Genomic DNA, 24,846 nt, shown 5'->3' with positions numbered 1-24,846 from the left:
GCCGGGCGGGCCGATACGTGCGCCGGCGCGCCCCGCCGCACCCGGCACCGGATGGCGCGCGACGCACCCCGCCACGCTAACCGCGGCCCGGGGGCCGCGCTTGTCGACGCCGGGCCGGGCGGGTCAGCCGCTGCGCCAGGGGTACCGGGGCGCGGTGGGCCGGGGCGCGGTGGGCCGCGGCGCGGTGGGCCGGAGCCGGGTGACGTAGCGCTCGGCGGCGTGCACGGCCTCGTGGGCGGTGCGCTCTCCCATCAGGACGCACAGGGTGTACGCCGTGTCCTCGAAGCGGCGGCGCGCCGACGGGTCGCACGGGCTGGCCAGCACGGTTTGCTCCTGGGCGCGGTAGTGCCGGAGCAGCCGGTCGACCGTGTTTATGTCGGGCAGCAGCATCGCGTTCTCCTGTCTCCTGCGTCGCTCCATAGTCACGGTCGTCGGCCACCCCCGCGACCGACATGGACACGCTGAGTGACGGGGCCGGTCGGCCGGGCGCTCAGGGTGCGCTCGCGCCGCCCATGGCGGAGGGTCGAGAACATGAACCCGAGCACGATGCAGCGGGTGGTCGTCACCGGCGCCACCGGCAATGTGGGCACGAGTCTGGTACGAATCCTGGCGGCCGACCCGCGGGTCGGATCGGTCCTCGGGCTGGCCCGGCGCCGGCCGGGCCTGGAGCTGCCGGGCGTGGAGTGGGCCGAGGTGGACCTCTCCCGGGACGGTGACGAGCCCAGGCTCGCGCAGTACGTGGCGGACGCGGACGCGGTGGTCCACCTCGCCTGGCGGTTCGGGCCGACGCACGATCCGGTGGAGACCTGGCGGACCAACGTGCTCGGCGCGGTGCGGGTGTTCGACGCGGTCGCGGCGGCGCGGGTGCCGGTGCTGGTCCACGCCTCCTCTGTGGGGGCGTACTCCCCCGGTCCCACGGGCGGCGCGCCGGTGTCGGAGGCGTGGCCGACGCACGGCTGGCCCGGCGCCGCGTACACCCGGGAGAAGGCCTATCTGGAGCGGGTCCTCGACACCTTCGAGCGCGACCATCCGACGACCCGGGTGGTGCGGATGCGCCCGGCGTTCCTCTTCAAGGAGGAGTCGGCGAGCGGTCAGCGGCGGATCTTCGCGGGGCGGTTCTTCCCCGGTCAGCTGATGCGGCCCGATCTGCTGCCGCTGGTACCGGAGTTCGACGGGCTGCGGTTCCAGGTCCTGCACACGGACGACGCCGCGGACGCCTATCGCAGGGCGCTCCTGCGGGACGTCCGGGGCGCGTTCAACCTCGCCGCCGAGCCGGTGCTCGACGCGGCGGCGCTGGGCCGACTGCTGCACGCGCGGCCCGTGAAGGTGCCCGCCGGCGCGGTGCGCGGCGCGCTGTCGGCGGCCTGGCGGATGCGTCTCGTCCCGGCCTCCCCCGGGCTGTTCGAGGCGCTCAGGCAGCTTCCGCTGCTCGCCACCGAGCGGGCGCGCCGGGAGCTGGAATGGGAGCCGGCAGCGACGGCCGAGGAGGCCCTGGCGGCGTTCCTGCGCGGGGTCCGGGCGGGCACGGGCGACGACACGGCCCCGCTGGCGGGTCACCGGATCGGCTGACCCGGCGCGCGGGGCGGGGACCCGTCAGCGAGGACCCGTCGGCCAGTCGACGATCCTGATGCCCGCGCCGGCGGCCTCGCGGCCCCGGCAGTGGGCGTGGTGGCGGCGGAGGACGGCGTCGACGTCGAGCCGGCGGGCGAACTCGGGCCGTGCGGCGAGACGTCGGGCGTAGGCCCAGAGGGCCGGGTGGTCCGCGACGCGGTCCATGGCGGCGGCGTCCAGGTGCCAGCGGTGGACGGTGTCGAGCTGGACGAGGGTGACCCAGACGTGCACGTCGGCGGCGGTCGGCACGTCGCCCAGCACGTACGGCGAGCGGGTAAGCCGGCGTTCGAGGCGGCCGAGCGCGGCGAAGAGGACGGTCAGGGGGTCGCGGTGGGCGGCAGCGCCGTCGATGCCGAGTTCACCGGCCCGCTGGGCGGCCCGGTCGATGCTCCGCTCGCACAGGTCGGAGACGGCGTCGATCTCGCGGCGCCGGTCGCCGGGCAGCAGGTCGGGGCCGTCGCCGCGGAAGCGGAGGGCGAGGTCGCGGAGGATGTCGGGGACGTGGGTGCTGACGATCCGTCCGGTCCAGCCGTCGCTCAGGACGGGGGCGGCGGCGGGGCCGTCGTAGAGGTGGGCGCTGGCCTCGTACAGCGGGCGGAGGGCGGCGTATCCGCCGGTGGGCGTGTCGGGGGTCTCGGGCAGCACGGTGAGCGGGAGCGTGTCGTCGAGTCCGAGCAGGGCGTGGGTCACGGCGATCCTCAGACAGCCGGGGCCCGAGGGTGCCACGTGGAGGCGGTAGCGGTGCGGGACGGCGTAGTGGCCGCTGGCCGCGTCGCGGCCGATCCTGCCGCGGAAGGCGGGCACGGCGGAGGCGGGCAGCAGCGAGGACGGGACGACGGACATGCTTCTCCCTTGGGGGTGCTCGGTGCCGGGTCCGGGCGGCGCCCGGAGGCACCGGTCGCCGGGCACGGCGAACGGCACCTGCGCGGTGACCGGAGGCGGCAGAGGTACGGGAAGGGGGTGCGGGCGGACCGCGGCTCGGCGCCGTACCGGTGGAGTGGCCACCCGTCCCACCTGCCCCGGTGCCCGGGAGGCTCCGGGCGGCGCGGGCGGGACGTGACGGAACGGTGGCCCCGGCTGGGCGCGACGTGGCGGAGTACTGCCGGGCAGGCCGGGCTAGGCGGCGCTGCAGACCCGCAGCAGATCGATGTGGCGGCGGGACGTGAGGGGCAGGGAGCGCGGGAGGGGCGCGGCGTGTGACGTGTCCCGCCGACCGCTGCGTCCCATGGTTCCCTACCCGTTCGCTCGGTTTTCCCGTTTCCCGAGTGTCCGACCGCCCACCGGCGGCGTCAAGGGTGCGGTACGGCCCGGCTGCCGGGCCTACCGCCCCGATCGGCCGAAGCCGGTCGCGCCGGTGCCGTACGCGACTCCGACCGGCCGGCCCCTGCCCCGGGCCGCCGGCCCCTCGCCCCGGTCCGGCAGCCGTACGCGGCGCCGGCGGCCGGAGTTCGCGCGCCTCCGCGCCCCCCACAGCGCGTCGGCCGGGTGTGCGGGCGTCCGCTCGCGGCCGTACGGAATAATGCGCGCATGCGCATTTCAGCCAGAGCCGACTACGCGGTGCGGGCAGCCCTCCAGCTCGCCGCCTCCCAGGATTCGGGGCCGCTGAAGGCCGAGGCCATCGCCGAGGGCCAGGGCATCTCGCACAAGTTCCTGGAGGGGATCCTCGGCGACATGCGCAAGGGGGGTCTCGTGGAGAGCCAGCGCGGCGGCAACGGCGGGTACTGGCTCGCCAGGCCCGCGGAGGCGATCTCGGTCGCGGACGTCATCCGCTGCGTGGACGGTCCGCTGGTCTCCGTCCGCGGGGAGCGGCCGCCGGACCTGTCGTACACGGGGCCGGCCGAGTCGCTGCTCACGCTGTGGATCGCCCTCCGGGCCGGTGTCCGCGAGGTCCTCGGGGTCTCGCTCGCCGAGGTGGCGGCGGCGAAGCTGCCGGCCGGTGTCCTCGCGCTCGCCGACGACCCCGAGGCCTGGACCAACCCCTGACGGGCGAAGGCGAACCCACGCCGACCTGCGCCGACTTGACACGGTCTCACTGATCAAGACGCCCTTGTCCAACTTACGGACGCCTCTTGGGGCAGGGCCTTCCCCTCTGCCACTATCCCTAGTGTTCCAGTGGGAATACGAGAGATCAGGTGAGGTGACGTGAGCACGCCGAGGAAATCGCCGAAGAGACCCGCCCGACGCACCACCTCCGCACCGGCCGTCAGGCTCGTCGACCGCCCCGCGGACGACGAGATCTGGCCCCGCGTCACCCGCGAACTCGCCGACGACCTCGCCGTCGACGCGCTTGCCAGGGACCGCGCCGGCAAGGCGCCCTTCGACGAGGTCGCCCGCCTCCAGGAAGCGGGACTCCCCGCCCTGCTCACGGCCCCCGGGCCGACCCGGCGCGGCGCCGACTGGCGCGCCGCGTGCGCCGTCGTGCGCGAGATAGCCGCCGCCGACGGTTCGGTGGGCGAACTCCTCGCCCACCACTACGCGCTCTCCTGGAGCAGCCGCTTCTTCGGCCCGCCACCGGCCGGGGAACCCGCGCCCGGCGCGGGCCCCGACGAGGACGGCGGCGGCCCGAGGACCGCGACCCCGCGCGCACCCCGCACCGGGCGGACGGCCGATGCGCCGCGGACCGCCCGGACCCCCCTCGCCCTCGACGTCTGTACGTCCGAGGAGCGCTGGCTGCTCGCCGGCGGCGTCGAACCGCCGCACGGCGCGACCGGCCAGGGGCTCACGCTCACGCCCGCCGAAGGCACCGGAGGCGGCTGGGTCCTGGACGGGCGCCGCTCGTTCGCCTCCGGCGTGACCGTGGCCGACCGGCTCGTCGTCGGCGCCCGCCCCGGTGGCACCGGCGACCTCCTGGTCGTCCTCGTGGACCCGGCGCATCCCGGGGTGTTCACGGACGCGGGGACGGACCGGGTCGGGCAGCGGCTGGCAGGAGCCGGGACCGTCACCTTCGACCACGTGCCAGTGGAGCCCGAACACGTCATCGGCGCGCTCCCCCACGACGAGCACGCCGTCGCGCCCTTCACCACCCTCGCGCCGCTCGCCCTGCGGCTGCTGCTCGTGCACGTCGGACTCGGCATCGCCGAGGGCGCGCTCGCCGAGGCCCGGGACATCAGCCGCGCCGGACAGGCCGGACCGGCACGGGCCGACGGGACGGGCGGCCCGGCCGACGATGACGGCGCCGCCCCGGCGGGGGCCGGGGACGACCCGTACCTCCTCCTCGCGTACGGGGAGCTGGCGACGGCCGCGCACGCCGCCGCCGCGGTGGTGGAACGGGCGACGGACGCCCTGGCGCGCGGTCTGCTCGCCGGATGGTCGCTCGGCCCGGAGGAACGGGCCGACATCGCCGTCCTGGTGGCGGCGGCCGAGACGGTCACCGGGCGCGCGGCCGTCCACATCACCACCCGCATCCTCGAAGTCGTCGACACCCCGGCGGGCGCCGACGCCCGGGGCGGCGGGCCCGGCTTCGACCGCTTCTGGCGCAACGCCCGCGCCCTCACCGCGCCCACCCAGGCCGCCCACCGGCTCCGCGACATCGGGGACCACTACCTCAACGGCACCCACGCGCGGCTCACCCTCCGGGCCTGAGCCCGCCGTTCGCGGGCGGGCGAAGGCCCGCGGGAGGGGACCGACGGTCCGGCATGTCGGGACGTCCGACCCTCCCGTCAAGCGGCCGATGGGCCCAAGCTGGAGACAACAGGGTCCGGCCGCCCGGCGGGGCCCGTCACCGCACCGACGGAGGAAGCCTGATGAGTCGTGAGATCGTCGCAGGAGTGGACGGCTCCCCGGAGAGCCTCGCCGCGGCCGACTGGGCCGCCCGCGAGGCCCTCCACCGGGGGCTCCCGCTACGACTCGCGCACGCCTGGCGCTGGGAGCCCCTCGACATCCCGCTGATCCAGGACCCCGAGACCCAGCAGCGCGCCGCCTACGCCGTGCTGCGCGAGGCCGAGGCGACGATCGCGGAGCGCCACCCGGAGGTCGCGCTCTCGGCCGAGCTGCTCCCCGACACCCCGGTCGCCGCGCTCCTCGGCGCCGAGGAGGGGGCCGAGATGCTCGTCATCGGTTCGCGCGGCCACGGCGCCGTGGCCGGGTTCCTGCTCGGCTCGTACGGTCAGCAGATCATCGCCGCCGCCGCGTGTCCCGTGGTGGCCGTCCGCACCCGCGACGGCGAGCGGGCCGAACCGCCCACCGGATACGTGCTGGTCGGCCAGCACGGCGACGCGGAGGACAGCGCCGCCGCCCTGCGCTTCGCCTTCGAGACCGCCGCGGCGCGCGGGGCGGCGGTGCGGGCCGTCCGCGCGTGGAGCCTGCCCTCCCTCTACGCGTACAGCCCGGCCTCGATGCGGCTCGCCGACGAGGCCGGCGGGCTCGTGCCGTACGAGGAGAAGGCACTGCGCGAGGCACTGGCCCCCTGGCGGGAGCGGTACCCGGACGTGCCGGTCACCGAGCACGTCGAACTGGGCAGCGCGGGCCAGGTGTTGCTCTCCGCTTCGGGCGCCGCCCAGCTCCTGGTGGTCGGCCGCCGGGCCCGGCGCGGCGCGATCGGCCCGCGCATCGGTTCCGTGGCCCACGCGGCGCTCCACCTCGCCCCCTGCCCGGTGGCGGTGATCCCGCAGGGCTGAAAAACTCGGACGTGGATTGACGTGTCGTGTTGACGGAGAGTGTCGGGGCGGCCCGGTCCGGAAAGTGTTACCGCCGTCGCCCCGGTGGCTCCCCCAGCACCGGACCCTCCGGCGACCTCGGCGAGAGAGCGGAGCTCCATGCGGCACCACGACCGTCCCGGCCACCACGACCGTCCCGACCGCCACGACCATCCCGACCGCCCCGGACGTCCGGACCAGCACGACCGTCCCGGCCGTCCGGACCCCCACGACCACCACGACCGTCCCGGTTGTCCGGACGGGTCCGACGGCCCCGACCGGGCCCGGGTCCTCGGCGCGGACGTGTCGCCGCGCGCGAGCGGCCGGCACCGGAGGAGCGGCGGCGGGACGGGGCGCCGGGCAGCGCGCCGCCCGTCCTTCCGCACCACCGTCACCCTCACCGGAGCCGCCGCGGCGCTGCTCACGGTGGTGACCGGGATGTACGTGGCCGCGCCGGCGCCCGCGGTCTCACCGGCCGCCTCCCCGGCCGTCGCGCCCGTGGCGGCCGGGGCCGAGGTCGGGCGGTACGTCCAGGAGGTCGTCGCGCTCGCCAACGCCGAGCGGGAGAGGTCCGGTTGCGGGCCGCTGCGCGCGGAGGGCCATCTGCGGACGGCCGCGCAGGGGCACGCCGACGACATGGCGGCCCGTGACTACTACCGGCACGACACCCCGGAGGGTCGTGACGCGGGCGACCGGATCACGGGGGCCGGGTACGCGTGGTCGACCTGGGGGGAGAACATCCACCGCGGGCCGCAGACCCCGGCCCGCGCGATGGAGGACTGGATGGAGAGTCCGAGCCATCGGGCGAACATCCTCAACTGCGCCTTCAGGGACATCGGGGTCGGCGTGACCCTCACCGCCAACGGCCCCTGGTGGGTACAGGACTTCGGCGCCAGACGCTGAGGAGGGGCCCGGCGCGCCGTAGCGCTCGGGCGCGTCCGAGGGACGGGCGGGCGTCAGGACGCGGGGGTGGCCAGCTTCTGCACCCAGACCGTGCCGCGGGGACCGGGCGCCGACGCCACTCCGGTGTCCCGGTACCGGCAGTCGAGCATGTTCTCCTCGTGCATCGCCCCGTCGGTCCAGTCGTCGACGACGGCCGCCGGGTCGGACGGACCGCGCGCCAGGTTCTCGGCCCAGGCGCTCCAGTCGTACCCGGCGGCGGTGATCCGCACGTCGGCGAAGTCGCCCTCCGGGCTGCTGTGCCCGTAGTAGCCGCGCGCGACCATGTCCCGGGCGTAGGCGCGGGCCGCGGCGACCAGCCGCGGGTCGGTGTGGAGCGGCGCGCAACCCGCCGCCGCCCGGAGCCGGTTGACCTCGGCGGTCAGCCGCTGCTCGGCGGTGGGCCGGGGCGCCGGGGGCGGCGTGGTCCTGCGGGGTTTCGGCGGGCGGGTCGTCGGTGCCGGGACGGCGACGGTCGCCACCGGGGCGGGGGAGGTCGTCGTGGCGGGCGGGGGCGCGGCGACGGGCGCCGCGGGTGCCGGCCGGGGATCGGGCTGCCGGGGTACGAGGAGGGCGACGGCACCGAGGACGGCGACGGCGGCGGCCCCGGCGACGCAGGCGCGCGTGAGCGGTGTCCACCGGGATGCCGCCTCGAACGCGACGGGCTCGGTGGCCAGCGGCTCCGTGCCCCGCAGGGCTCCGGCGGCGAGCGGGGGCACGAGGCCGATGCCGACGAGCAGGCCCTCGACCGGGGCGAGTCCGCGGCGGCCGGTCGCGCGGCCCGTGCAGGCGTCGCAGGTGCGCAGGTGGCGGGCGACGCGTTTGCGCCAGAGCGGGGAGGGGCGGCCGTCCCATGCGGTGAGGGTGTCCGCGAGTTCCGGGCAGGGCGGCACGGCGTCCAGGGCGCGCACCACGGCCCGGCCGGTCTCCAGGCGTTCCTTCATGCGCTGGATGCGGACGGCCGCGTGCTGCGGGGAGATGCCGCCGAGGCCCTCGGCGACCTCGGCGCGGGTCAGCTCTCCGGCGGCCTCCAGCCACCACAGGGAGAGGAGTTCGCGATCGTCCTCGTCGAGCCAGCGGGTGGCGCGGGCGACGTCGCGGCGCTGCCCGGAGAGGCCGAGCCTGAGGATGGTGAGCTCGGTGAAGTCGCCGGCCGGGTCGGCGAGGTCCACGGCCCGGTCGAGGCCGGGCACGGGCGCCTGCTGGCGTTCGCGCCAGCGGCGCCGTATCCCGTTCATGGCGATGGCGACGAGCCAGGAGCGGAAGCGGTCGGGATCGCGGAGGCCGGTGAGGCCGTCGAGGGCGCGGACCATCGTCTCCTGGACGATGTCGTCGGTGTCGGCGTGGCCGTCGAGGGCGCGGCCGACGATGTTGTGGACGAGGGGCAGGTAGGCGCGCACGAGTGCGTCCCTGGCGTGCGCGTCACCGGCCCTGGCCGCTTCCACCAGGGCGGTGGTGCGGCGCTCGTCGCTGTGCATGGATCTGCTCCCTCATCCCTCGTCCGAGTCCCCCGTCGTTCGGAGACCCGTGGGAGCGGGAGGGATAACACTTCTTCCGGTGGTGTGCGGGGACCTTACACCGGTGGTGCCGCGGGCAGGGTCGGGACCGTCGCCCCGTGGCCTTCCCGCACGGCCGCGACGACGGCGTCGTGCAGGTCGCGGCTCTCCTCCTCCGTCTCGCACGGAACGGGACTGCCCGACATGGTGAACCAGTCGGACGCGCCGCTGTACTGCACGGCCACACGTGCCTCGCGCTCGGCCCACGTCGTGTGCACGGTCAGATCGCCCGTGACGACGCCGCCCTCGACGGTCAGCACCCCACCTCGCCCGGTGTACACACCGGCGGTCGTCCAAGATGCCCAGCTCATCCATCCAGGTTCACACCAGGCGGTGAGATGCGCCACCGACGGGACCGCCCCGGCCGGAGGAGTTTCCGGCCGGGGCGGTACGGGCGCGCGCGGGTCAGGCGAGGGACGCGACGGCCTCGTTGAACGTGGCGGACGGGCGCATCACGGCCGCGGCCTTGGCCGGGTCGGGCTGGTAGTAGCCGCCGATCTCGGCCGGGGAGCCCTGGACGGCGACGAGCTCGTCGACGATCTTCTGCTCGTTGGCGGCCAGCGTCTCGGCGAGCGGGGCGAAGGCCTTGGCCAGCTCCGCGTCCTCGGTCTGGGCGGCCAGCTCCTGGGCCCAGTAGAAGGCCAGGTAGAAGTGGCTGCCGCGGTTGTCGATACCACCGAGGCGACGGGTCGGCGACTTGTCCTCGTTGAGGAAGGTGCCGGTGGCGCGGTCGAGGGTGTCGGCGAGGACCTGGGCGCGGGCGTTGCCCGTGGTGGTCGCGAGGTGCTCGAAGGAGGCGGCCAGGGCGAAGAACTCGCCGAGGCTGTCCCAGCGGAGGTAGTTCTCCTTGACGAGCTGCTGGACGTGCTTCGGGGCGGAGCCGCCGGCGCCGGTCTCGAAGAGGCCGCCGCCCGCCATCAGCGGGACGACCGACAGCATCTTGGCGCTGGTGCCCAGCTCCAGGATCGGGAAGAGGTCGGTCAGGTAGTCGCGCAGCACGTTGCCGGTGACGGAGATGGTGTCCTCGCCGCGGCGGATGCGCTCCAGGGAGAACTTCGTCGCCTCGACCGGGGACAGGACCTTGATGTCCAGGCCCTCGGTGTCGTGCTGCGGGAGGTACTCGTTGACCTTGGCGATCAGCTGCGCGTCGTGGGCGCGGTTCTCGTCCAGCCAGAAGACGGCCGGGGCGCCGGTGGCGCGGGCGCGGGTGACGGCGAGCTTGACCCAGTCCTGGATGGGCAGGTCCTTGGTCTGGCAGGCGCGGAAGATGTCGCCCTCGGCGACCTCCTGCTCCAGGACGACGTTGCCCTCGGAGTCGACGAGGCGGACGGTGCCGGCCTGGGCGATCTCGAAGGTCTTGTCGTGGGAGCCGTACTCCTCGGCCTTCTGCGCCATGAGGCCGACGTTCGGGACGGAGCCCATGGTCGACGGGTCGAAGGCGCCGTGGGCGCGGCAGTCCTCGATGACGGCCTGGTAGACGCCCGAGTAGCTGTGGTCCGGGAGGACGGCGAGGGTGTCGGCCTCCTGGCCGTCCGGGCCCCACATGTGGCCGGAGGTGCGGATCATGGCCGGCATCGAGGCGTCGACGATGACGTCGGACGGCACGTGCAGGTTGGTGATGCCCTTGTCGGAGTCGACCATGGCGAGGGCCGGGCCGGCTGCGAGCTCGGCGTCGAAGGAGGCCTTGATCTCGGCGCCGAGGCCGTTCGGGAGGGCGTCGAGGCCGCCCAGGACGGTGCCGAGGCCGTCGTTCGGGGACAGGCCGGCGGCGGCGAGGGCCTCGCCGTACTTGGCGAAGGTCGCCGGGAAGAAGGCGCGGACCACGTGGCCGAAGACGATCGGGTCGGAGACCTTCATCATGGTGGCCTTGAGGTGCACGGAGAAGAGCACGTCGTCGGCCTTGGCGCGGGCGACCTGCTCGCTCAGGAAGGTGCGGAGCGCGGCGGCGCGCATGACGGCGGCGTCGACGACCTCGCCGGCGATGACCTTCAGCGGGGCGCGGAGCTCGCTGGTGGTGCCGTCGGCGGTCGTGAACTCGAAGCGCAGGGTGTCGTCCTTGGTGACGACGACCGACTTCTCCGTGGAGGCGAAGTCGTTCTCGCTCATCGTGGCGACGTTCGTCTTGGACTCGGGGGTCCAGGCGCCCATGCGGTGCGGGTGGTTCTTGGCGTAGTTCTTGACCGAGCCGGGCGCGCGGCGGTCGGAGTTGCCCTCGCGCAGGACCGGGTTGACGGCCGAGCCCTTGATCTTGTCGTAGCGGGCGCGGACGTCCTTGTCCTGGTCCGTCTGCGGGTCGTCCGGGTAGTCCGGGAGGGCGTAGCCCTGCGCCTGGAGCTCGGCGACGGCGGCCTTGAGCTGCGGGATGGACGCCGAGACGTTCGGCAGCTTGATGATGTTGGCGCCCGGCGTCTTGGCCAGGTCGCCGAGCTCCGCGAGGGCGTCGGCGATGCGCTGGCCCTCCTCCAGGAACTCGGGGAAGGCGGCGATGATGCGGCCGGCGAGGGAGATGTCCCGCGTCTCGACCGTGACGCCGGCCTGCGAGGCATACGCCTGGATCACGGGCAGGAACGAGTACGTCGCCAGGGCAGGCGCCTCGTCAGTGTGGGTGTAGATGATGGTCGAGTCAGTCACCGGGTGCTCCGCTCCACGTCTGCGTATGCGAGATTGCTCGACATCAAGATATCTCGTGATCGAGGTCCTCGGTAAAGGGCCCCATGAGCTCGCTCTCGCGCTGGACCCCCGCGGCCTCCACGAAGGGTCCGCCGAGCCGGTACGGGGTGGGGGCCCCGTCCACGTCGACGCGGCGGAGCAGGACGAGCAGGACGAGGCCGGTGGCGGCCGTCACACCCGCGGCGAGGGCCTGGCCGCAGCGGTGGGCGAGCCGGAGCTCGGCGGGGTCGTAGGGGGCGGTGGCGGGCAGGGCGAGGGTGTCGCCGAGCAGCCAGAGGCCGGTGCCGAGGCCGGCCGCGGCGAGCAAGGCGAGCGGGACGGTCGCCGGGAGGCCGGGCAGGAGGGGCCCGCGCAGGGGGCCGGGGCGGACCTTGCCCTTGCGGGCGAGGAAGGCGAGCAGCCCGCAGTCGACGGCGAGGACGACGAGGGCGGCGGCGATGACGTCGCCGGGCCGGTGCCGCCCGGAGGCGATGGTGTACGCGCCGACCGCGGTGGCCCAGAGGGTTCCGGCGCCGACGGCGAGGGCCCGGAGCCGGTAGGGGACGACGAGGACGAGGCCGAGGGCGATGCCCACGGCGAGCGTGGTCTGGACGCTGGGGAAGCCGCTGGGGACGAGGGCCCCCGCGGTGTCGAGGAGGCGGGGGCGGGGCGCGAACCGCTGGAGCAGGCCGGTGACGGCGAGGGCGGTGGCGAGTGCGCCCACCGCGGCCCCGGTGAGCGCGTACCGCTTGCGTATGAGGCCCACGGCGAGCAGCAGGGCGCATCCGGCGGCCAGCGAGAAGGTGGTGAGGCCGGCCAGCGAGGGGTGCTCGCGCAGCAGGGTGACGGCGGCGGTGTCGGCGCGCCGGCCGGTCACGGCGGCGTCGCCCCAGCGCCGGCCGGTCGCGGTGAGCACGAGGCCCGCGTAGACGACCGTGAGGAGGAGGACCGCCCCGAGGCAGGCACGCCGGGTCCGGGTGCGGACCCGGGTGCTGAAGGAGCCGGCGGTCTCGCCGGCCACGGCGGCGTACCACCAGGTGTCACCGGTCTCCAGCGGCCTCGGGGAACCGCCGGCGCGGAGCCTGTCGTAGGGAGCCATGCCCCGATTCGAACCCACGCGCGCCCGGGCCGCCCGCTGGACTCACCCGAACGACACGCCGACGGCGGGAACCGCCCGCGTCAGCGCTCCCGGGGCGGGCGCTCGCCGAGGACGAGCAGGGCGACGCCGGCCAGGACGGCCAGCACGCTCGCGACGCCGAGGGCGGAGCTCACGCCCCGGTCGTCGGCGAAGGGGGTGAGCGCCTGGACGGCGAAGGCGGCGGCCATGAGCAGCTGGCCCCGGCCGTGGAGGCCCTTCCGGTAGACCCGGGAACGCAGCCAGGGCCAGATCCAGCCGGTGCGGATCGCGGCGACGCCGCTGGCGGTGAAGACGAGCGCGAAGGCACCCGGTACGACGACATGCCAGTCCATTCCGACCCCCCTGGTCCCCCGTGCCGCTGCCGGGGTCGGCGCGATCATGCCACAGCGAGATGGCGGGCGCGGTCCCGGTCGTGCCGGCGGGTGCCGTACAGGGTGAACGCCGTGTTCACCAGGGCCACATGGCTGAGGGCCTGGGGCATGTTGCCGAGCTGTCGGCCGGCGACCGGGTCCCATTCCTCGGCGAGCAGGCCGACGTCGTTGCGGACGTCGAGGACCCGTTTGAAGACGGCGCGGGCCTCGTCGGGGCGGCCGGTCATGGCGAGGGCGTCGGCGTACCAGAACGTGCAGGCGACGAAGGCCCCTTCGGTGCCGCCGAGGTCGTCGAGGTCGTGCGTGCCGCCGTCGCGCACGTCCCCGTACCGGCGCAGGAACCCGTGGTCGTCGAGTCGTTCCATCGCGCGCACGGTGCCGATGACCCGCGGGTCCCCGGCGGGGAGGAAGCCGAGCCGGGGGATCAACAGGGCGGTGGCGTCGACCTGGTGGCTTCCGTAGGACTGGGTGAAGGACCCCTGGTCCTCGCTCCAGCCCCGGGCGCAGATCTCCGCGTGCAGCTCCTGGCGCAGCGCCTGCCAGCGGTGCACGGAGCCGCGCAGTCCGGCGACGCGCGCGAGGCGGACGGCCCGGTCGGCGGCGACCCAGGCCATCACCTTGGAGTGGACGAAGTGGCGGCGCGGGCCCCTGACTTCCCAGATGCCCTCGTCGGGTTCCCGCCAGCGTTCGCCGAGGTACTCGAGGAGCGCGGCGACCAGGGCCCAGGCCGGGGGGTCGAGGACGACGCCGGCCCGGACGGCCGAGTAGACGGTGTTGAGCACCTCGCCGTAGATGTCGAGCTGGAACTGGCCGACGGCGGCGTTGCCGAATCTGACGGGTCGTGAACCCTCGTAGCCGGGGAGCCAGTCGGCGTGCGTCTCGGGCAGCCGGCGCTGCCCCGCGACCCCGTACAGCGGCTGGAGGTCGGCGGGGTCGCCCGCGACGGCGCGGAGCAGCCACTCCGTCCAGGCCAGCGCCTCCCTGCGGTATCCGCCGCGCAGCAGGCACGAGAGGGTGAAGGTGGAGTCGCGCAGCCAGCAGAAGCGGTAGTCCCAGTTGCGTCGGCCGCCGATGGACTCGGGGAGCGAGGCGGTGGCCGCCGCGACGACGCCGCCGGTGGGGGCGTAGGTGAGCGCCTTGAGGGTGAGCAGGGAGCGGATGACGGCTTCCCTGGCGGGTCCGTCGTAACGGAGCGTGGCGGCCCAGTCGTTCCAGAAGGCGAGGGTGCGGGCGAGAGCGGCGTCGACCGCGGCGGGCGGGGTGGTGGCGGGTACCGGCGCGTGCGAGGGGCGCCAGCCGAGGGTGAACGCGACGCGGCTCCCGGCCGTGACGGTGAAGTCGAAGGTGGTGCGGTCGTCGGCGATGACGGGTTCGACGCCGGGGCCGCAGGTGAGGTAGGCGGCGTCGGGTCCCGCGACGGAGGCGACGGTGCGGCGGTTCACGGAGCGGGTCCAGGGCACGATGCTGCCGTGGTGGAAGCGGACGCTCGACTCGCCGCGCATGACGACCCGTCCGGTGAGCCCCTCGACGACGCGGACGATCGTCGGCGTGCCTTCGTCGAGGGAGCGCGGCGGCATGAAGTCCGTGACCCGGACCGATCCGGACAGGGATTCCCAGACGGTGTCGAGGACGAGCGTGTCCCCCCGGTAACTCCTGCGCGTGCAGCGGGTCTCGCCGACGGGGGCGAGGAGCCACCGGCCGTGTCCGGGGTCCCCGAGGAGGGCCGCGAGGCAGGCGGGCGAGTCGAAGCGGGGTGCGCACCACCAGTCGACGGACCCGTCGGTCCCGATGAGCGCGGCCGTCTCCAGGTCACCGACGAGGGCGTAGTCCTCAATTCGCCCTGCCATGACCGGATTGTATGCCCGCAAAGGTGCGCTTGCCTAAACGAACGGTTACCACAGGGGGAAAGCGCCCGCGCTTTAAGAGGTTTTCCGCCGGGGTTATTCCTTCACGGCCGGCCGCATGTTCTTCCGCTTTTCTTGACGCCTTCGCCCTCCGCGCAGGATTCTGGAAGTCGCGGGTCCGCCGCGCGGAAGGCCGTACCGATGAGTAGCGATTCGCACCCCCTGCGCCGGTCGACCGACCGGGCGCCCGGGGCCGGTGTGAGCACGGTGAGCCTGGTCCTCACGATCCGCCCCGGCCACGGAGATCCCGGACCGGCCCTCGACGCGCTCCTCGGCCAGGTGCCGTCCAGCGTGCGGGAGGTGGTGCTGGTCGGCGCCCCCGCCGACGACCGGCACGCGCGCCCGGGTCTCACCGTGCGGAGCGTGGGTGCCTGGGACTTCGAGAAGGGCGACACCCCGCACGCGGGGCTGCTCGCCGCCACCGGGGACCTGATCGTGCTGATGAACGCCGACGGCAGCATGTCGCCGGACGAGATCCCGCATTTCCTGCACTATCTGGAGAACGGCTACGACTTCGTCAAGGGATCGCGTTTTATCGCGGGCGGGGACGTCGCGGCCTCTTCGCTGGTCCGGCGCCTCGGGCACCGCGCACTGCTGCGCGTCGCGCGCCGGCTCTACGGTCAGCGACTGACCGATCTCTGGTACGGGTTCTGCGCATTCCGCCGCTCGTTCGTCGATCTCCTCGACCTCCGCGAGGACGGTGTCGAACTCGGGGCGGAACTCGTCGCGCACGCACTGCACTACGGCCTGCGCGTGGCCGAGGTCCCGAGCCGCGAACTGCCGTGCCGCCACGGTGCTTCGCGCCTCCGCACCCTCCGTGACGGCGCCCGCATCCTCGGCACGCTCCTCGACGAACGACCGCACAACGCGCTGTCGCGCCTCGCCCACGGCCGCTTCCGCGGCTCCTCCGGTTGACGAATCACCCCGGGGAAGCTAAGGGTGGAGAGAACACTCTTTACGGATCAGCGCCTCAGGACAGATCTTCCAGGACAGATCTTCCAGGACGAATCAGCTCAGCCCTCGTCAGGCCCTCGGTAGGGTCGGTTGCCGGAAGAGGCTCGTCGTGACCTTCCTCCCCATCAGCCGAACGCCGGCGGCACCCGCACCGCATCCCCTGCGGCGGGTGACCGACTGGCCCCTGGCCGAGGCCCGACGCCGTGCGCTCTGCCCGTCCCCCCACCGGCCGACCCCGCATCCTGCCCGCCGGGGTTCCGACCGGATCCGTGCGGCCGCCGCTCCGCCCCTGAGCCGGGCGTGCAGGCCGCGTGGCGCGGCCCGTCGCCGGCGCGCCCGTTCGGTCCGCACGCACGCGGCACGGCGGCGCGGTTCACGCGGCCCAGGCTGCTCGGACGGCCCTGACGGCCCAGCTCCCGACGGCCCGGCCGGACCGCTCCTGCGCGTGCCCGCGCGCCGCACGGCCCACGGCCTGCCCCGAGGGGGCGAGTCGTCGTGACGGCGGCCGCCCGGGGCGCCCTCCTTGTCTCCGTGTCCGGGCCCGCGGGCTCCGACCGGTCGGCGCTGGTCGGCAGGGTCGGGACACTGCTCCGTCAACGCGGCCTGACCGTCGTCGCCGTGCGCGGTCACGGCTGTTTCCTGTGCCGTGGGTTCCCGGTCCCGCCCCTGGTGAGGGACGCGGGGGAACCGCGCGGGGACGGGTGGGCACGGCGCGCCATGGATCCCGAGCGCCGGGGATCCTGGCCGCACCGTGTCCACGCGTTCCTGCACGCCTCCGAGCTCGCGGCCCGTCTCGCGGTGGCCCGGACCCTGGCACGGAAGCGGGCGCGCGGCGGACCGGCGGTGGTCCTGACCGACCGGGGGCCGCTGGACGGCCTGGTGGCGTTCGACCCGCCGGCCGCCTCCTGGGCGGCGGAAGCCTTCCGCCGGATCGCCGGCCGCTACGGTCTGACGCTGCTCGTGGACACCGGACCCGACACCCCTCGGGGGCGCGACCGGGAGGAGGCCACCGGTCGTCCGGCGTCCTCCTGGCCCCCCTACCGCCGCTGGTCGCGGCAGCTGCCCCGGGTCGCCCGGCTCGACGGTCGGCGGGCTCCGTCCCTGGTCGCGGCCACCGCCGCGGAGCGGATCCTCGACGCGGTACGGGAGCGCGAAGCGACCCCAGGGCGCCCACGGCCCCGTGCCGTGCGGGGCCGGGTCGGTGACCCGGCCCCGCACCACATGGGGCGGCGGCACGTGGTGGTGTCGGTGTACGACGGTCCCGGTCACCGGGGCGGCGGAGCCCTGGTGGCCGGCAAGGTGGCCCGGCGGCTGGCCGAGGACTTCCGGGTGACGGTCGTGTCGGCGGGCCGACACGGCGGCGCGGCGGAGCGCGACGGCATCCGGTACGTGCGGCTGCCGGTCTGCCGGGCGGGTCCGCGCGCCGGACGGCTGCTGTTCCCGGCGCTGCTGCCGTTCGTCGCCCGCCGCATCCGCCACGACCTGTGGCTGGAGATCTTCGCTCCCCCCTACGCGACCGGTTTCCTGCCGCTGGCCACGGCCGCCCCCGTCGTCGGCATCGCCCAGGGCCGCCAGAGCGGGGCGCCGCGCAGGCGCCATGCCCCGTTGCTCCTGGTGGAGCGGCTCGTGCTGCGCTGCTACCGGCGCATCGTGGTGGCGGACACGGCGGACGGCGCGGTGGTCCGGCGGCTGAGTCCCCGGGCCGAGGTGCAGGTGATCGCCCACCGCTCCGCCCAGCGGGACCTCGACGACGTCGTGCCGGGGACCGGACGCTTCGTCCTGTTCCTGGGCCGGATCGACGGCTGGGTCTCCGGCCTCGATCTGCTGCTCGACGCGTACGACCGGTCACGGCCCCCGCTCGACCTGCTGCTCGCGGGGAGCGGCGCCCCGGCCGAGGAACGACGGCTCGCCGCACTGGTCGCCGCCCGGTCCTCCGCCGCGCGGTCCCGGATCCACCGGGTGGGGCCCGTCGGCGAGGAACGCAGGCGCCGGCTCCTGCGCGACTGCGCCTTCCTGGTCCTGCCGTCCCGCCACGAGACGTTCGGCGTCGTGGCCCTCGACGGCATGGCGTACGGCAAGCCCGTGCTCCACTTCGGCCTGCCCGCCCTGCGCTGGCTGCGCGACGGCGGGGGCGTGGCCGTGGCGCCGTTCGACGTGGCGGCGTTCGGGGAGCGGATGGCCGAGCTGGCCGGCGACGCGGCGCTCCGCGGGCGGCTCGGGCGGCGGGCGGCGCCGGCGGCGCGGCACTACACGTGGGACGAGACGACGGGCCTCTATCTGGCCCTGGCACACCGGCTCCTGGACACACCCGCCTTCCCCCGGCGGCCGAGGAAGAGGACTGCGTCATGGCAGACGACCCGCTGACGGGCTTCGTCCGGACCCTCCTCGGCTCCGAGGTCCCCGTGCTCGTGCTTTCGCCGCACCTGGACGACGCCGTCCTGTCCTGCGGGGCGCTGCTCGGCTGGGTGGGGCGGCGGGCCCCGGTGACGGTCGCCACCCTGTTCACGGAGGCCGGGCCGCCGCCGTACACCCTGGCCGCCCGGCGGTACCTGAAGCGGACCCACGCCGACGACGCCGCCGCGTTGTTCGCCGAGCGGCGCGCCGAGGACCGGCGGGTGCTCGGGACGCTCGGCGTCGAACCGCTCCACGTCGGCCTGGTCGACGGGCTGTTCCGGCGGTTGCCGCGGACCCGCACGGGCATGCGACGGCCGGCACGGCTGCTGCCCGAGGCGGACCACGTGTATCCGACGAACCGGCTGCACCTGTCGCGGGGCAGCGTCTCGGCACACGACGCGGAGACCCTGCGCACGGTCGAGGAGACCGTCGCCGCGCTGCTGCCCGGCTCGTCCGGCGGTCTCGTACTCGCTCCGCTGGCGGTCGGCGGTCACGCGGACCACGTCCTGGTCCGCACGGCCGCCGAGCGGAGCGGGCGCCGGATCGTGTACTACAGCGACTTCCCGTACGACCAGCGGGCGGCGGCCGACGCGCGCTTCACGGACCGGCACCGCCTGGTGCCCCGGGTGTGGGAGCGGGACCTCGACCGGAAGGCGGAGCTGATCCGCGGCTACCGGACGCAGGCCGACGCCCTCTTCCCCGACGGCCGCATCCCGCGCGCGCCCGAGGTGTACCTGCTGCCCGAAGCCGACACCAACGCCTGGACGGGCACCGAGGCCGATGGCGGCACCCGTACCGTGGCGACGCGCCCGGTGCGCGGCCTTGAACCCGCCCGCGGGGCCCGGGCCGCCGGACGTGTGCCGTCCCGCGGCCCGGCCGAGGTGACGGCGCCGCCGGAGGTGCGTGATGCCCGGCGCTGAGCGGCGTCCCCGCGTGCTCCTCCTGACCGGCGGCCCGCTGGACGGGGTGGCGGGCTGCGACGTGCGGCTCGCCACGTCCGTCCTCCAGTCGCTGCCCGACGTGGACTTCTTCTGGTTCACCCAGTGGCCGCACCCCCGGCGGGACACGCCGCGGGGCGGACGCCCCGTCCGGATCGTCTCCCGTGGCGGGATGCCGCGCCTCCCCGAGCGCGTCCAGGCGACGCTCGGCGGGGCGGTGTTCGCCCGCCGGGTCGATCTGGTGCACGCCTTCCTGTCCGTCGGCCGCGTCTTCCCCGTGTTCTCGTGGCTGCGCCCGCTGCTGCTCGGCGGGCGGCCGGTGGTGCACACCGTGCCCGGTGTGCTGGACACCGGGCTCCTGGCGCGCGTACGGCCGCTGGGGACGACGGTCGCGCTGTCCGAGTCGATGGCGCGACGGCTGCGGGCCGCCGACTTCGGGGACGTGCGCGTCGTGCCGCCCATGGTGGCCCTGGACGAGTGGCCGTACCTGCCGCGGCCGGGGGGTCTCCCCACGGTCCTGTTCGCGGGCCACCACGATCCGCACGGCGGGGCGGAGGTGTCGATCGACGCGGCGGCGGAGGCCCGGCGGGCGGGCAGCGACTTCCGTCTCGTGCTCGCGATGCGCGGCCGGCCGGGGCAGGACCCCGAGGCGCTGAACGAGGCCCTGCGGGAGCGGGCGGGAGCGGCGGGTCTCGTCGACGTGGAGGTGCGCGGTTACGTCGAGGACATGCGGGCGCTCCTCGCGTCGGTCCATGTGCTGCTGTTCCCGCCGGTCGCGCTCGGCGGCCGGGCGGACATCCCGTTCACCGTGCTCCACGCCCTGGCCACGGGCCGGCCGGCCATCCTCAGCGACCTGCCCCAGTTCGCCGACTTCGGGCCCGCCGTCCTCCGGGCCCCCGCCGGCGACGCGCGCCGCACGGGCCAGCAGCTGGCGTGGCTGCTCGACCGGCCGCGCTCCTGGGACATGCTGGCCGACCGGGGCCGGTCGCTGGTCGAGGACCACTTCGGCCCGGAGCGGTTCGCCGCCCGGTACGCGGCCCTCTACCGGGAGTTGCTGTCCTGAGCCGCCGCTCCGGGCCGTACCGCCGTGAGGAGCAGGACGCCGGTGTCCCCGTACTCGGGCAGGGTACGGTCCTTCGCCAGCCGGACGATCCGCAGGCCGTTGGTACGCGGGGCGAACACACCGCGCAGGGCGGGTTCGTCGACGGGGCAGGCGGGCCAGACCGGTCCCGTGCCGATGCGGTAGCTCGGCATGCGTTCCATGAAGGAGGCGAGGAGCCGGCCGCCGGGGCGGACCGCCCGGACGAACGCGGCGCAGAGTGCGGTGAACTCGTCGAAGTCCTCGGTGACGCTCTCGGCGACGAAGTTCATCGACGCGAGGTCGTAGCGGCCCGGGGTCAGGTCGGCGGCGGTGCCGGGCACGACCCGTACCCGGGAGAGCGCCTCGGCGCTGCTCTCCGGGAGTGCCGGGTCGAGGGCGCGGCACAGGTCGTAGAAGGGCCGCCAGCTGGCGTCGGCGCCGTGGACGAGCTGGTGGCGGAGGTAGCGGACGTTGGCGGCGCTGGGTTCCAGGGCGTCGACGCGGCGGCTCGCGGCGGCCGCCAACATCAGCGGGTAGAGGTTGGGGCCCGCGCCCAGTTCCAGGGTGCGGGCCAGGCCCGCGGGGGCGTAGCGCCGGTAGACGGCGGAGTGGTGGTGGATGACGCCGATGTCGCAGGGGTGGAGCATGCGGTAGTTCTCGGCGAGGTAGTCGGCGACGGGCCAGGCGTTCCAGTCCGCGTCCTGGTTGCGACGCGTTCTCGTCTCCGCCGGCGGTGGCGGCTCGATCCGGTCCATCACTTCTCCGGCGGCCGGCCGGCCGCGACGGGTCCGGTGGCGGGGGTCTGGAGGGAGAAGCGGCCGGCGAGCTCGGTGAGGGCCGCGCACAGTTCGCCGATCTCCTCGTCGGTGTTGGCCGCGGTGACCTGGATGCGGAAGCCGACCCGGTCGCGCGGGACGAGCGGGTAGGAGGCGAGGGTCACGTAGATGCCGTGGTCCCAGAGGAAGACGGCGACGGCGTCGAGGTCGGCGGCGTCGGCGAGGGGGATCTCGATGATGGGCAGTCCGTCGGTGTTGGGGGTGGCGATCCCGAGGCCGCGGACGTGGTCGAGGACGCGGGCCGTCTTGCGGTACAGGTCGGCCCTGATCTCGTCCCCGCGCTCGTCGTTGACGTCGAGTCCGGCGAGGGCGGTGGCGAGCGAGGCCGTCGGCGAGGGCCCGGAGTAGAGGTACGGGGCCGCCGCCACCTTGAGGTGGTCCTTGAGCCACTTCGGTACGGCGAGGAAGGCGAGCAGCGAGGAGAACGCCTTGGAGAAGCCGCCGACCAGGACGAGGTCGTCGTACGTCTCGCCGAGGTGGCGGACGATGCTGTTGCCGCGCGAGCCGTACGGGCTGGTCTCGTCGGGGGCCCGTTCCCCGATGACGCCGAAGCCGTGGGCGTCGTCGATGTACAGCAGGGCGCCGTTCTCGCGGCAGATCCGGGCCAGCGCGGACAGGTCGGGGAAGTTGCCGGTCATGCTGTTGACGCCGTCCATGCAGACGAGCCGGGCGGCGTCGGCGGGCGCGCCGCGCAGCAGGGCGTCCAGGTCCTCGGGCCGTTCGGAGCGGAAGCGGTGGATCTCGGCGCCCTGGCCGCGGGCGGCGACGCAGCCGTCGTACACGGTGCGGTGGGCCTGTGCCTCGACGAAGACCTGGCCGGTGCCGGCGAGCAGCGGGATGACCGACTGGTGGATGAGCGTGATGGTCGGCAGCAGGAGGGTGTCGGAGGCCCCGAGGAGTTCGGTGAGCCGCTCCTCGATCCGGGGGTAGAGCCGGGGGCTGCCGATGAGCCGCGACCAACTGGGATGGGTACCCCACCGTCTGACCTGCGGTTCGATCGCGTCGATGACGGTGGGGTCGAGGTCGAGGCCGAGGTAGTTGCAGGAGGCGAAGTCCACGAGCCACTCGTCGCCGACCCGGATGCGCCGGCCGTCGACCTCGTCGATGACGGCGTCGCACATGCGGCTGGTCCGCTTGAGGTGTTCCAGGTCCCGCCAGCGGGACGGGCGCGGGGGCCGTCCGGTCCCCGCCGCCGTGCCGGAGGCGGCGGTGCGTCCGGTGATCCGGGCGGCCGGGCCGGGGAGGGCGCGGTCCCCGATCCGGGCGACCGGGCGCGCGCCGGAGCGCTGGGCGCGGTGCAGGTACGACTCGGCCTGGTGCGCGGTCATCGGGCGGGCGAAGAGGTAGCCCTGACCGAACCGGCAGCCCATCTGGGCGAGGAGCGCCCTCTGTTCCTCGTGTTCGATGCCCTCGGCGACGACCTGCAGGCCGAGGACGTCGGCGATGCGCACGATCCCCTCGACGAGCGCCACCTGCTGCGGGTCGGTGGTGATGTCGTCGATGAACGACTTGTCGACCTTCAGGACGTCGATGGGGAACTCGCGGAGGTAGCTGAGCGAGGAGAACCCGGTGCCGAAGTCGTCGATGGCGATGGAGACGCCCATCTCCTTGAGTGCGGCCATGGTCGTCCGGATCTGGGCGTCCTGCCGCATCAGGACGGTCTCGGTGAGTTCGAGGACGAGCGAGCCGGGCGCGAGCCCGGACGAGTGGAGGGTGCGCCGCACCTCGTCGAGGAAGCCCGGGTCGCGGAACTGGCGGGCGGAGACGTTGACGTTGGCGTAGAGCGGCGCCGGCCGGGGGTGGTTGCGCTGCCAGCGGGCGATGTCGAGCGCCGCGTGTTCGAGGACCCAGGCGCCCAGCGGCATGATGTGGCCGCTCTCCTCGGCCAGGGTGATGAACTGGTCCGGCGGCACCATGCCGCGCCGGGCGTGCGGCCACCGGATGAGCGCTTCGAGGCCGGCCGGGGCGCCGCCGTCGACCTCGACGATCGGCTGGTAGCGCAGGGCGAAGGCGTGGTCGGCGATGGCGGTGTCCATGCCCGCCTGGAGCTCGTGGCGGGCGACGAGCCGGGAGTGCAGCTCGGGGTGGAAGAGCCGCCAGCGCTTCTTGCCGGCCGCCTTCGCCGCGTACAGGGCGAGGTCGGCGTGGCCGAGCAGTTCCTCGGCGTGGGCGCTGTCGAGGACGGTGGCGATGCCGACGCTCGTGGAGACGGACACGGCTCCGTCGGTGAGGTGGAAGGGCTGGCTCAGGGTGTGCACGATCTCGGCCGCCAGGGCTTCGGCGTCGCGGGGTTCGCGGGCGCCCTCGATGAGGACGGCGAACTCGTCGCCGCCGAGCCGGGCCGCGGTGTCGGTCAGCCGCAGGACGGCGGTGAGACGGCGGGCGACGGCGACGAGGAGTTCGTCGCCGACGGAGTGCCCCATGGTGTCGTTGACGACCTTGAAGTCGTCGAGGTCGACGAAGAGCATGCAGGTGAGGGTGGACTCGCGGCGGCCGCGGAGCAGGGCGCGCTCGATCCGTTCGAGGAGCAGGACCCGGTTGGGCAGTCCGGTGAGCGAGTCGTGGAAGGCCCGGTGGGTCAGCTCCCGTTCGAGTTTCCGCTGTTCGGTGACGTCCCGCAGGGTGAGGACGAGTCCGTGCACGGTGCGCTCCTCGCGCAGGTTGCTGCACCGGACCTCGACCTCCAGGTCGGAGGCGTCGCCGTGCAGGAGTTTCCAGTCGTCGCGGGCGTCGACGGTGTCGCGGGTGCGGGCGTCGGCGAGGACGCGCAGGGCACTGGCGACGTCGGTGGGGGCGAGCAGGTCGGTGAGGGGGGTGCCCGGCAGGAGGGAATGGCCGAACATGGACTCGGCGGAGGGGCTCGCGTACCGGACGGTGTCGTCGTCGTCGACGATGAGGATGACGTCCGAGGTGTTGTGCACGAGGGTGCGGAAGTACGCCTCGCTGGTGCGGCGGTTGACCTCCTCGCTGAGTCCGAAGCGTTCCAGGGCGAGGGCGGCCTGGGAGGCGAGGGACTGGGCGGATGCCGCGATCTCGGCGAGCTTCTTCTCGGGTCCGGCGAGCAGCAGCACGCCGAGCAGCGGTTCGCGTTCGGCCGGGGTCTGGAGCTCCAGGGGGCAGAGCAGGGCGTGCGTCTCGGGCGCCACCTCGGCGGCGACGGCGGGGTCGAGGCGGGTCACGGGCAGGAGCCGGGCGCCGTCGGAGATGAGGTCGGGCCAGGCCGTGCCGGGCTGCCGGGTGAGCTCCTCGGTGCGGCAGCTCCAGGGGTGGCTGACGGTGGCGACGGCGTTGAGACCGCCCTTGCCGTCCCGGGTGAAGAGCAGGACCCGGTGGTCGGTGCCCGGGCCGAAGAGCGTCGCGGACGCCGTCTCCACGGCGCCGGCGACCTCACGGGGGCTCAGGGCGGCGACGAGGGACGCGGCGGCGGTCCTGAGGCTGCGTTCGCGCGCCTCGGATCGGTCGTGGTCGTTCATCATGCCCCAGAGCCGGGTGAGGACCAGCAGGAACATGAACGCCGAGAAGATCGCGATGACGGCGATGTCCTGGTCCCGGTCGTGGCGCAGCGACTGGAGGAGGAGCAGGGCGGGGGCGACGAGGGAGGCTCCGGCGAGCAGCGCGAGCCGTCGCTCGGCCATCCGCGGGGCCGGTTCCGGGGCGCGTTCGGTGAGGCCGGTCATCGAGGGGTGGAGGGCGGCGAGGCCCCAGGCGGTGAAGAAGACGACCCAGCCCAGGTCCCAGGCGGTGCCGACCTGCCAGGTGCCCTTGAGCTGGAGCGTGCCGTAGATGACGTCGGAGGCGAGGATGCCGCAGGTGCCCAGGGTGAGGAGTTGCACGGACCGGG

19 protein-coding genes are annotated in these 24,846 nt (G+C 74.7%); 9 read left to right on the top strand and 10 right to left on the bottom strand.

Annotated elements, in window-relative coordinates; all coding sequences use genetic code 11:
- Positions 1-123 precede the first annotated feature (123 nt).
- Entirely contained in the window at positions 124-390 is a 267-nt protein-coding gene (locus MRBLMG1_RS04515) for a DUF5133 domain-containing protein (protein WP_367820934.1), read from the bottom strand.
- A 141-nt stretch (positions 391-531) separates the two neighbouring features.
- On the opposite strand from MRBLMG1_RS04515, the gene MRBLMG1_RS04510 reads away from it, so the two are divergent.
- On the top strand, positions 532-1,569 hold the full coding sequence (locus MRBLMG1_RS04510; protein WP_367820932.1) for an NAD-dependent epimerase/dehydratase family protein: 1,038 nt from the start codon (positions 532-534) through the stop codon (positions 1,567-1,569).
- 24 nt (positions 1,570-1,593) lie between these two features.
- Here the strand turns inward: MRBLMG1_RS04510 and MRBLMG1_RS04505 are convergent, their stop codons facing one another.
- Positions 1,594-2,454, bottom strand: a complete 861-nt coding sequence (locus MRBLMG1_RS04505) for a glutathione S-transferase C-terminal domain-containing protein (protein WP_367820930.1) — start codon at positions 2,452-2,454, stop codon at positions 1,594-1,596.
- 684 nt (positions 2,455-3,138) lie between these two features.
- Here MRBLMG1_RS04505 and MRBLMG1_RS04500 point away from each other — a divergent pair.
- From MRBLMG1_RS04500 to MRBLMG1_RS04485, 4 genes are all read left to right on the top strand, one after another.
- The gene (locus tag MRBLMG1_RS04500; protein WP_367820929.1) at positions 3,139-3,594 is read left to right on the top strand and encodes an RrF2 family transcriptional regulator; all 456 of its coding nucleotides are present in this window, start codon (positions 3,139-3,141) and stop codon (positions 3,592-3,594) included.
- A 159-nt stretch (positions 3,595-3,753) separates the two neighbouring features.
- Positions 3,754-5,193: an acyl-CoA dehydrogenase gene (locus MRBLMG1_RS04495; RefSeq protein WP_367820927.1), complete on the top strand. Its 1,440-nt coding sequence runs from the start codon at positions 3,754-3,756 to the stop codon at positions 5,191-5,193.
- Between the two features lie 161 nt (positions 5,194-5,354).
- Positions 5,355-6,227 carry a universal stress protein gene (locus MRBLMG1_RS04490; protein ID WP_367820926.1) on the top strand — a complete coding sequence of 291 codons (873 nt, stop codon included), beginning with the start codon at positions 5,355-5,357 and terminating at the stop codon, positions 6,225-6,227.
- A gap of 138 nt (positions 6,228-6,365) precedes the next feature.
- A complete protein-coding gene (locus tag MRBLMG1_RS04485) occupies positions 6,366-7,148 on the top strand; it encodes a CAP domain-containing protein (RefSeq protein WP_367820924.1) in 783 nt (260 codons plus the stop codon).
- A 53-nt stretch (positions 7,149-7,201) separates the two neighbouring features.
- On the opposite strand, the gene MRBLMG1_RS04480 is transcribed toward MRBLMG1_RS04485, so the two are convergent.
- The 6 genes from MRBLMG1_RS04480 to MRBLMG1_RS04455 all read right to left on the bottom strand — a co-directional run bounded on the left by MRBLMG1_RS04480 (position 7,202) and on the right by MRBLMG1_RS04455 (position 14,745).
- On the bottom strand, positions 7,202-8,662 hold the full coding sequence (locus MRBLMG1_RS04480; protein WP_367820922.1) for a sigma-70 family RNA polymerase sigma factor: 1,461 nt from the start codon (positions 8,660-8,662) through the stop codon (positions 7,202-7,204).
- A gap of 95 nt (positions 8,663-8,757) precedes the next feature.
- On the bottom strand, positions 8,758-9,051 hold the full coding sequence (locus MRBLMG1_RS04475) for a hypothetical protein (protein ID WP_367820920.1): 294 nt from the start codon (positions 9,049-9,051) through the stop codon (positions 8,758-8,760).
- Between the two features lie 94 nt (positions 9,052-9,145).
- Complete coding sequence (locus MRBLMG1_RS04470; protein WP_367820918.1) at positions 9,146-11,371, bottom strand: NADP-dependent isocitrate dehydrogenase; 2,226 nt, start codon at positions 11,369-11,371, stop codon at positions 9,146-9,148.
- A gap of 43 nt (positions 11,372-11,414) precedes the next feature.
- Positions 11,415-12,488: a phosphatase PAP2 family protein gene (locus MRBLMG1_RS04465; protein WP_367820917.1), complete on the bottom strand. Its 1,074-nt coding sequence runs from the start codon at positions 12,486-12,488 to the stop codon at positions 11,415-11,417.
- Positions 12,489-12,568: 80 nt separating this feature from the next.
- Positions 12,569-12,859, bottom strand: coding sequence for a hypothetical protein (locus MRBLMG1_RS04460; RefSeq protein WP_367820915.1), 291 nt, complete (start codon positions 12,857-12,859; stop codon positions 12,569-12,571).
- Between the two features lie 44 nt (positions 12,860-12,903).
- Positions 12,904-14,745, bottom strand: coding sequence for a glycoside hydrolase family 15 protein (locus MRBLMG1_RS04455; protein WP_367820913.1), 1,842 nt, complete (start codon positions 14,743-14,745; stop codon positions 12,904-12,906).
- A gap of 198 nt (positions 14,746-14,943) precedes the next feature.
- Between MRBLMG1_RS04455 and MRBLMG1_RS04450 the strand changes: the two genes are divergently transcribed.
- The 4 genes from MRBLMG1_RS04450 (at position 14,944) to MRBLMG1_RS04435 (ending at position 20,151) form a co-directional block, all read left to right on the top strand.
- Positions 14,944-15,717, top strand: a complete 774-nt coding sequence (locus tag MRBLMG1_RS04450) for a glycosyltransferase family 2 protein (RefSeq protein WP_367820911.1) — start codon at positions 14,944-14,946, stop codon at positions 15,715-15,717.
- 756 nt (positions 15,718-16,473) lie between these two features.
- On the top strand, positions 16,474-18,120 hold the full coding sequence (locus MRBLMG1_RS04445) for a glycosyltransferase family 4 protein (RefSeq protein WP_367820909.1): 1,647 nt from the start codon (positions 16,474-16,476) through the stop codon (positions 18,118-18,120).
- Complete coding sequence (locus tag MRBLMG1_RS04440) at positions 18,102-19,070, top strand: PIG-L deacetylase family protein (protein WP_367820907.1); 969 nt, start codon at positions 18,102-18,104, stop codon at positions 19,068-19,070. The genes MRBLMG1_RS04445 and MRBLMG1_RS04440 overlap by 19 nt, the downstream gene beginning before the upstream one ends.
- A complete protein-coding gene (locus tag MRBLMG1_RS04435) occupies positions 19,057-20,151 on the top strand; it encodes a glycosyltransferase family 4 protein (RefSeq protein ID WP_367820905.1) in 1,095 nt (364 codons plus the stop codon). Before MRBLMG1_RS04440 ends, MRBLMG1_RS04435 begins: the two co-directional genes overlap by 14 nt.
- Here MRBLMG1_RS04435 and MRBLMG1_RS04430 read toward each other — a convergent pair.
- Together MRBLMG1_RS04430 and MRBLMG1_RS04425 are read right to left on the bottom strand one after the other, a co-directional pair.
- Positions 20,130-20,924, bottom strand: coding sequence for a class I SAM-dependent methyltransferase (locus tag MRBLMG1_RS04430; RefSeq protein ID WP_367820903.1), 795 nt, complete (start codon positions 20,922-20,924; stop codon positions 20,130-20,132). The genes MRBLMG1_RS04435 and MRBLMG1_RS04430 overlap by 22 nt on opposite strands.
- Entirely contained in the window at positions 20,924-24,184 is a 3,261-nt protein-coding gene (locus MRBLMG1_RS04425) for an aminotransferase class I/II-fold pyridoxal phosphate-dependent enzyme (RefSeq protein WP_414721487.1), read from the bottom strand. Before MRBLMG1_RS04425 ends, MRBLMG1_RS04430 begins: the two co-directional genes overlap by 1 nt.
- Positions 24,185-24,846 lie beyond the last annotated feature (662 nt).

It is taken from the genome of Streptomyces sp. LMG1-1-1.1, assembly GCF_040815545.1.
Lineage (GTDB): Bacteria > Actinomycetota > Actinomycetes > Streptomycetales > Streptomycetaceae > Streptomyces.
Note: the sequence above shows the minus strand (reverse complement) of the source record. Positions and strands in the feature narration are given on the sequence as shown.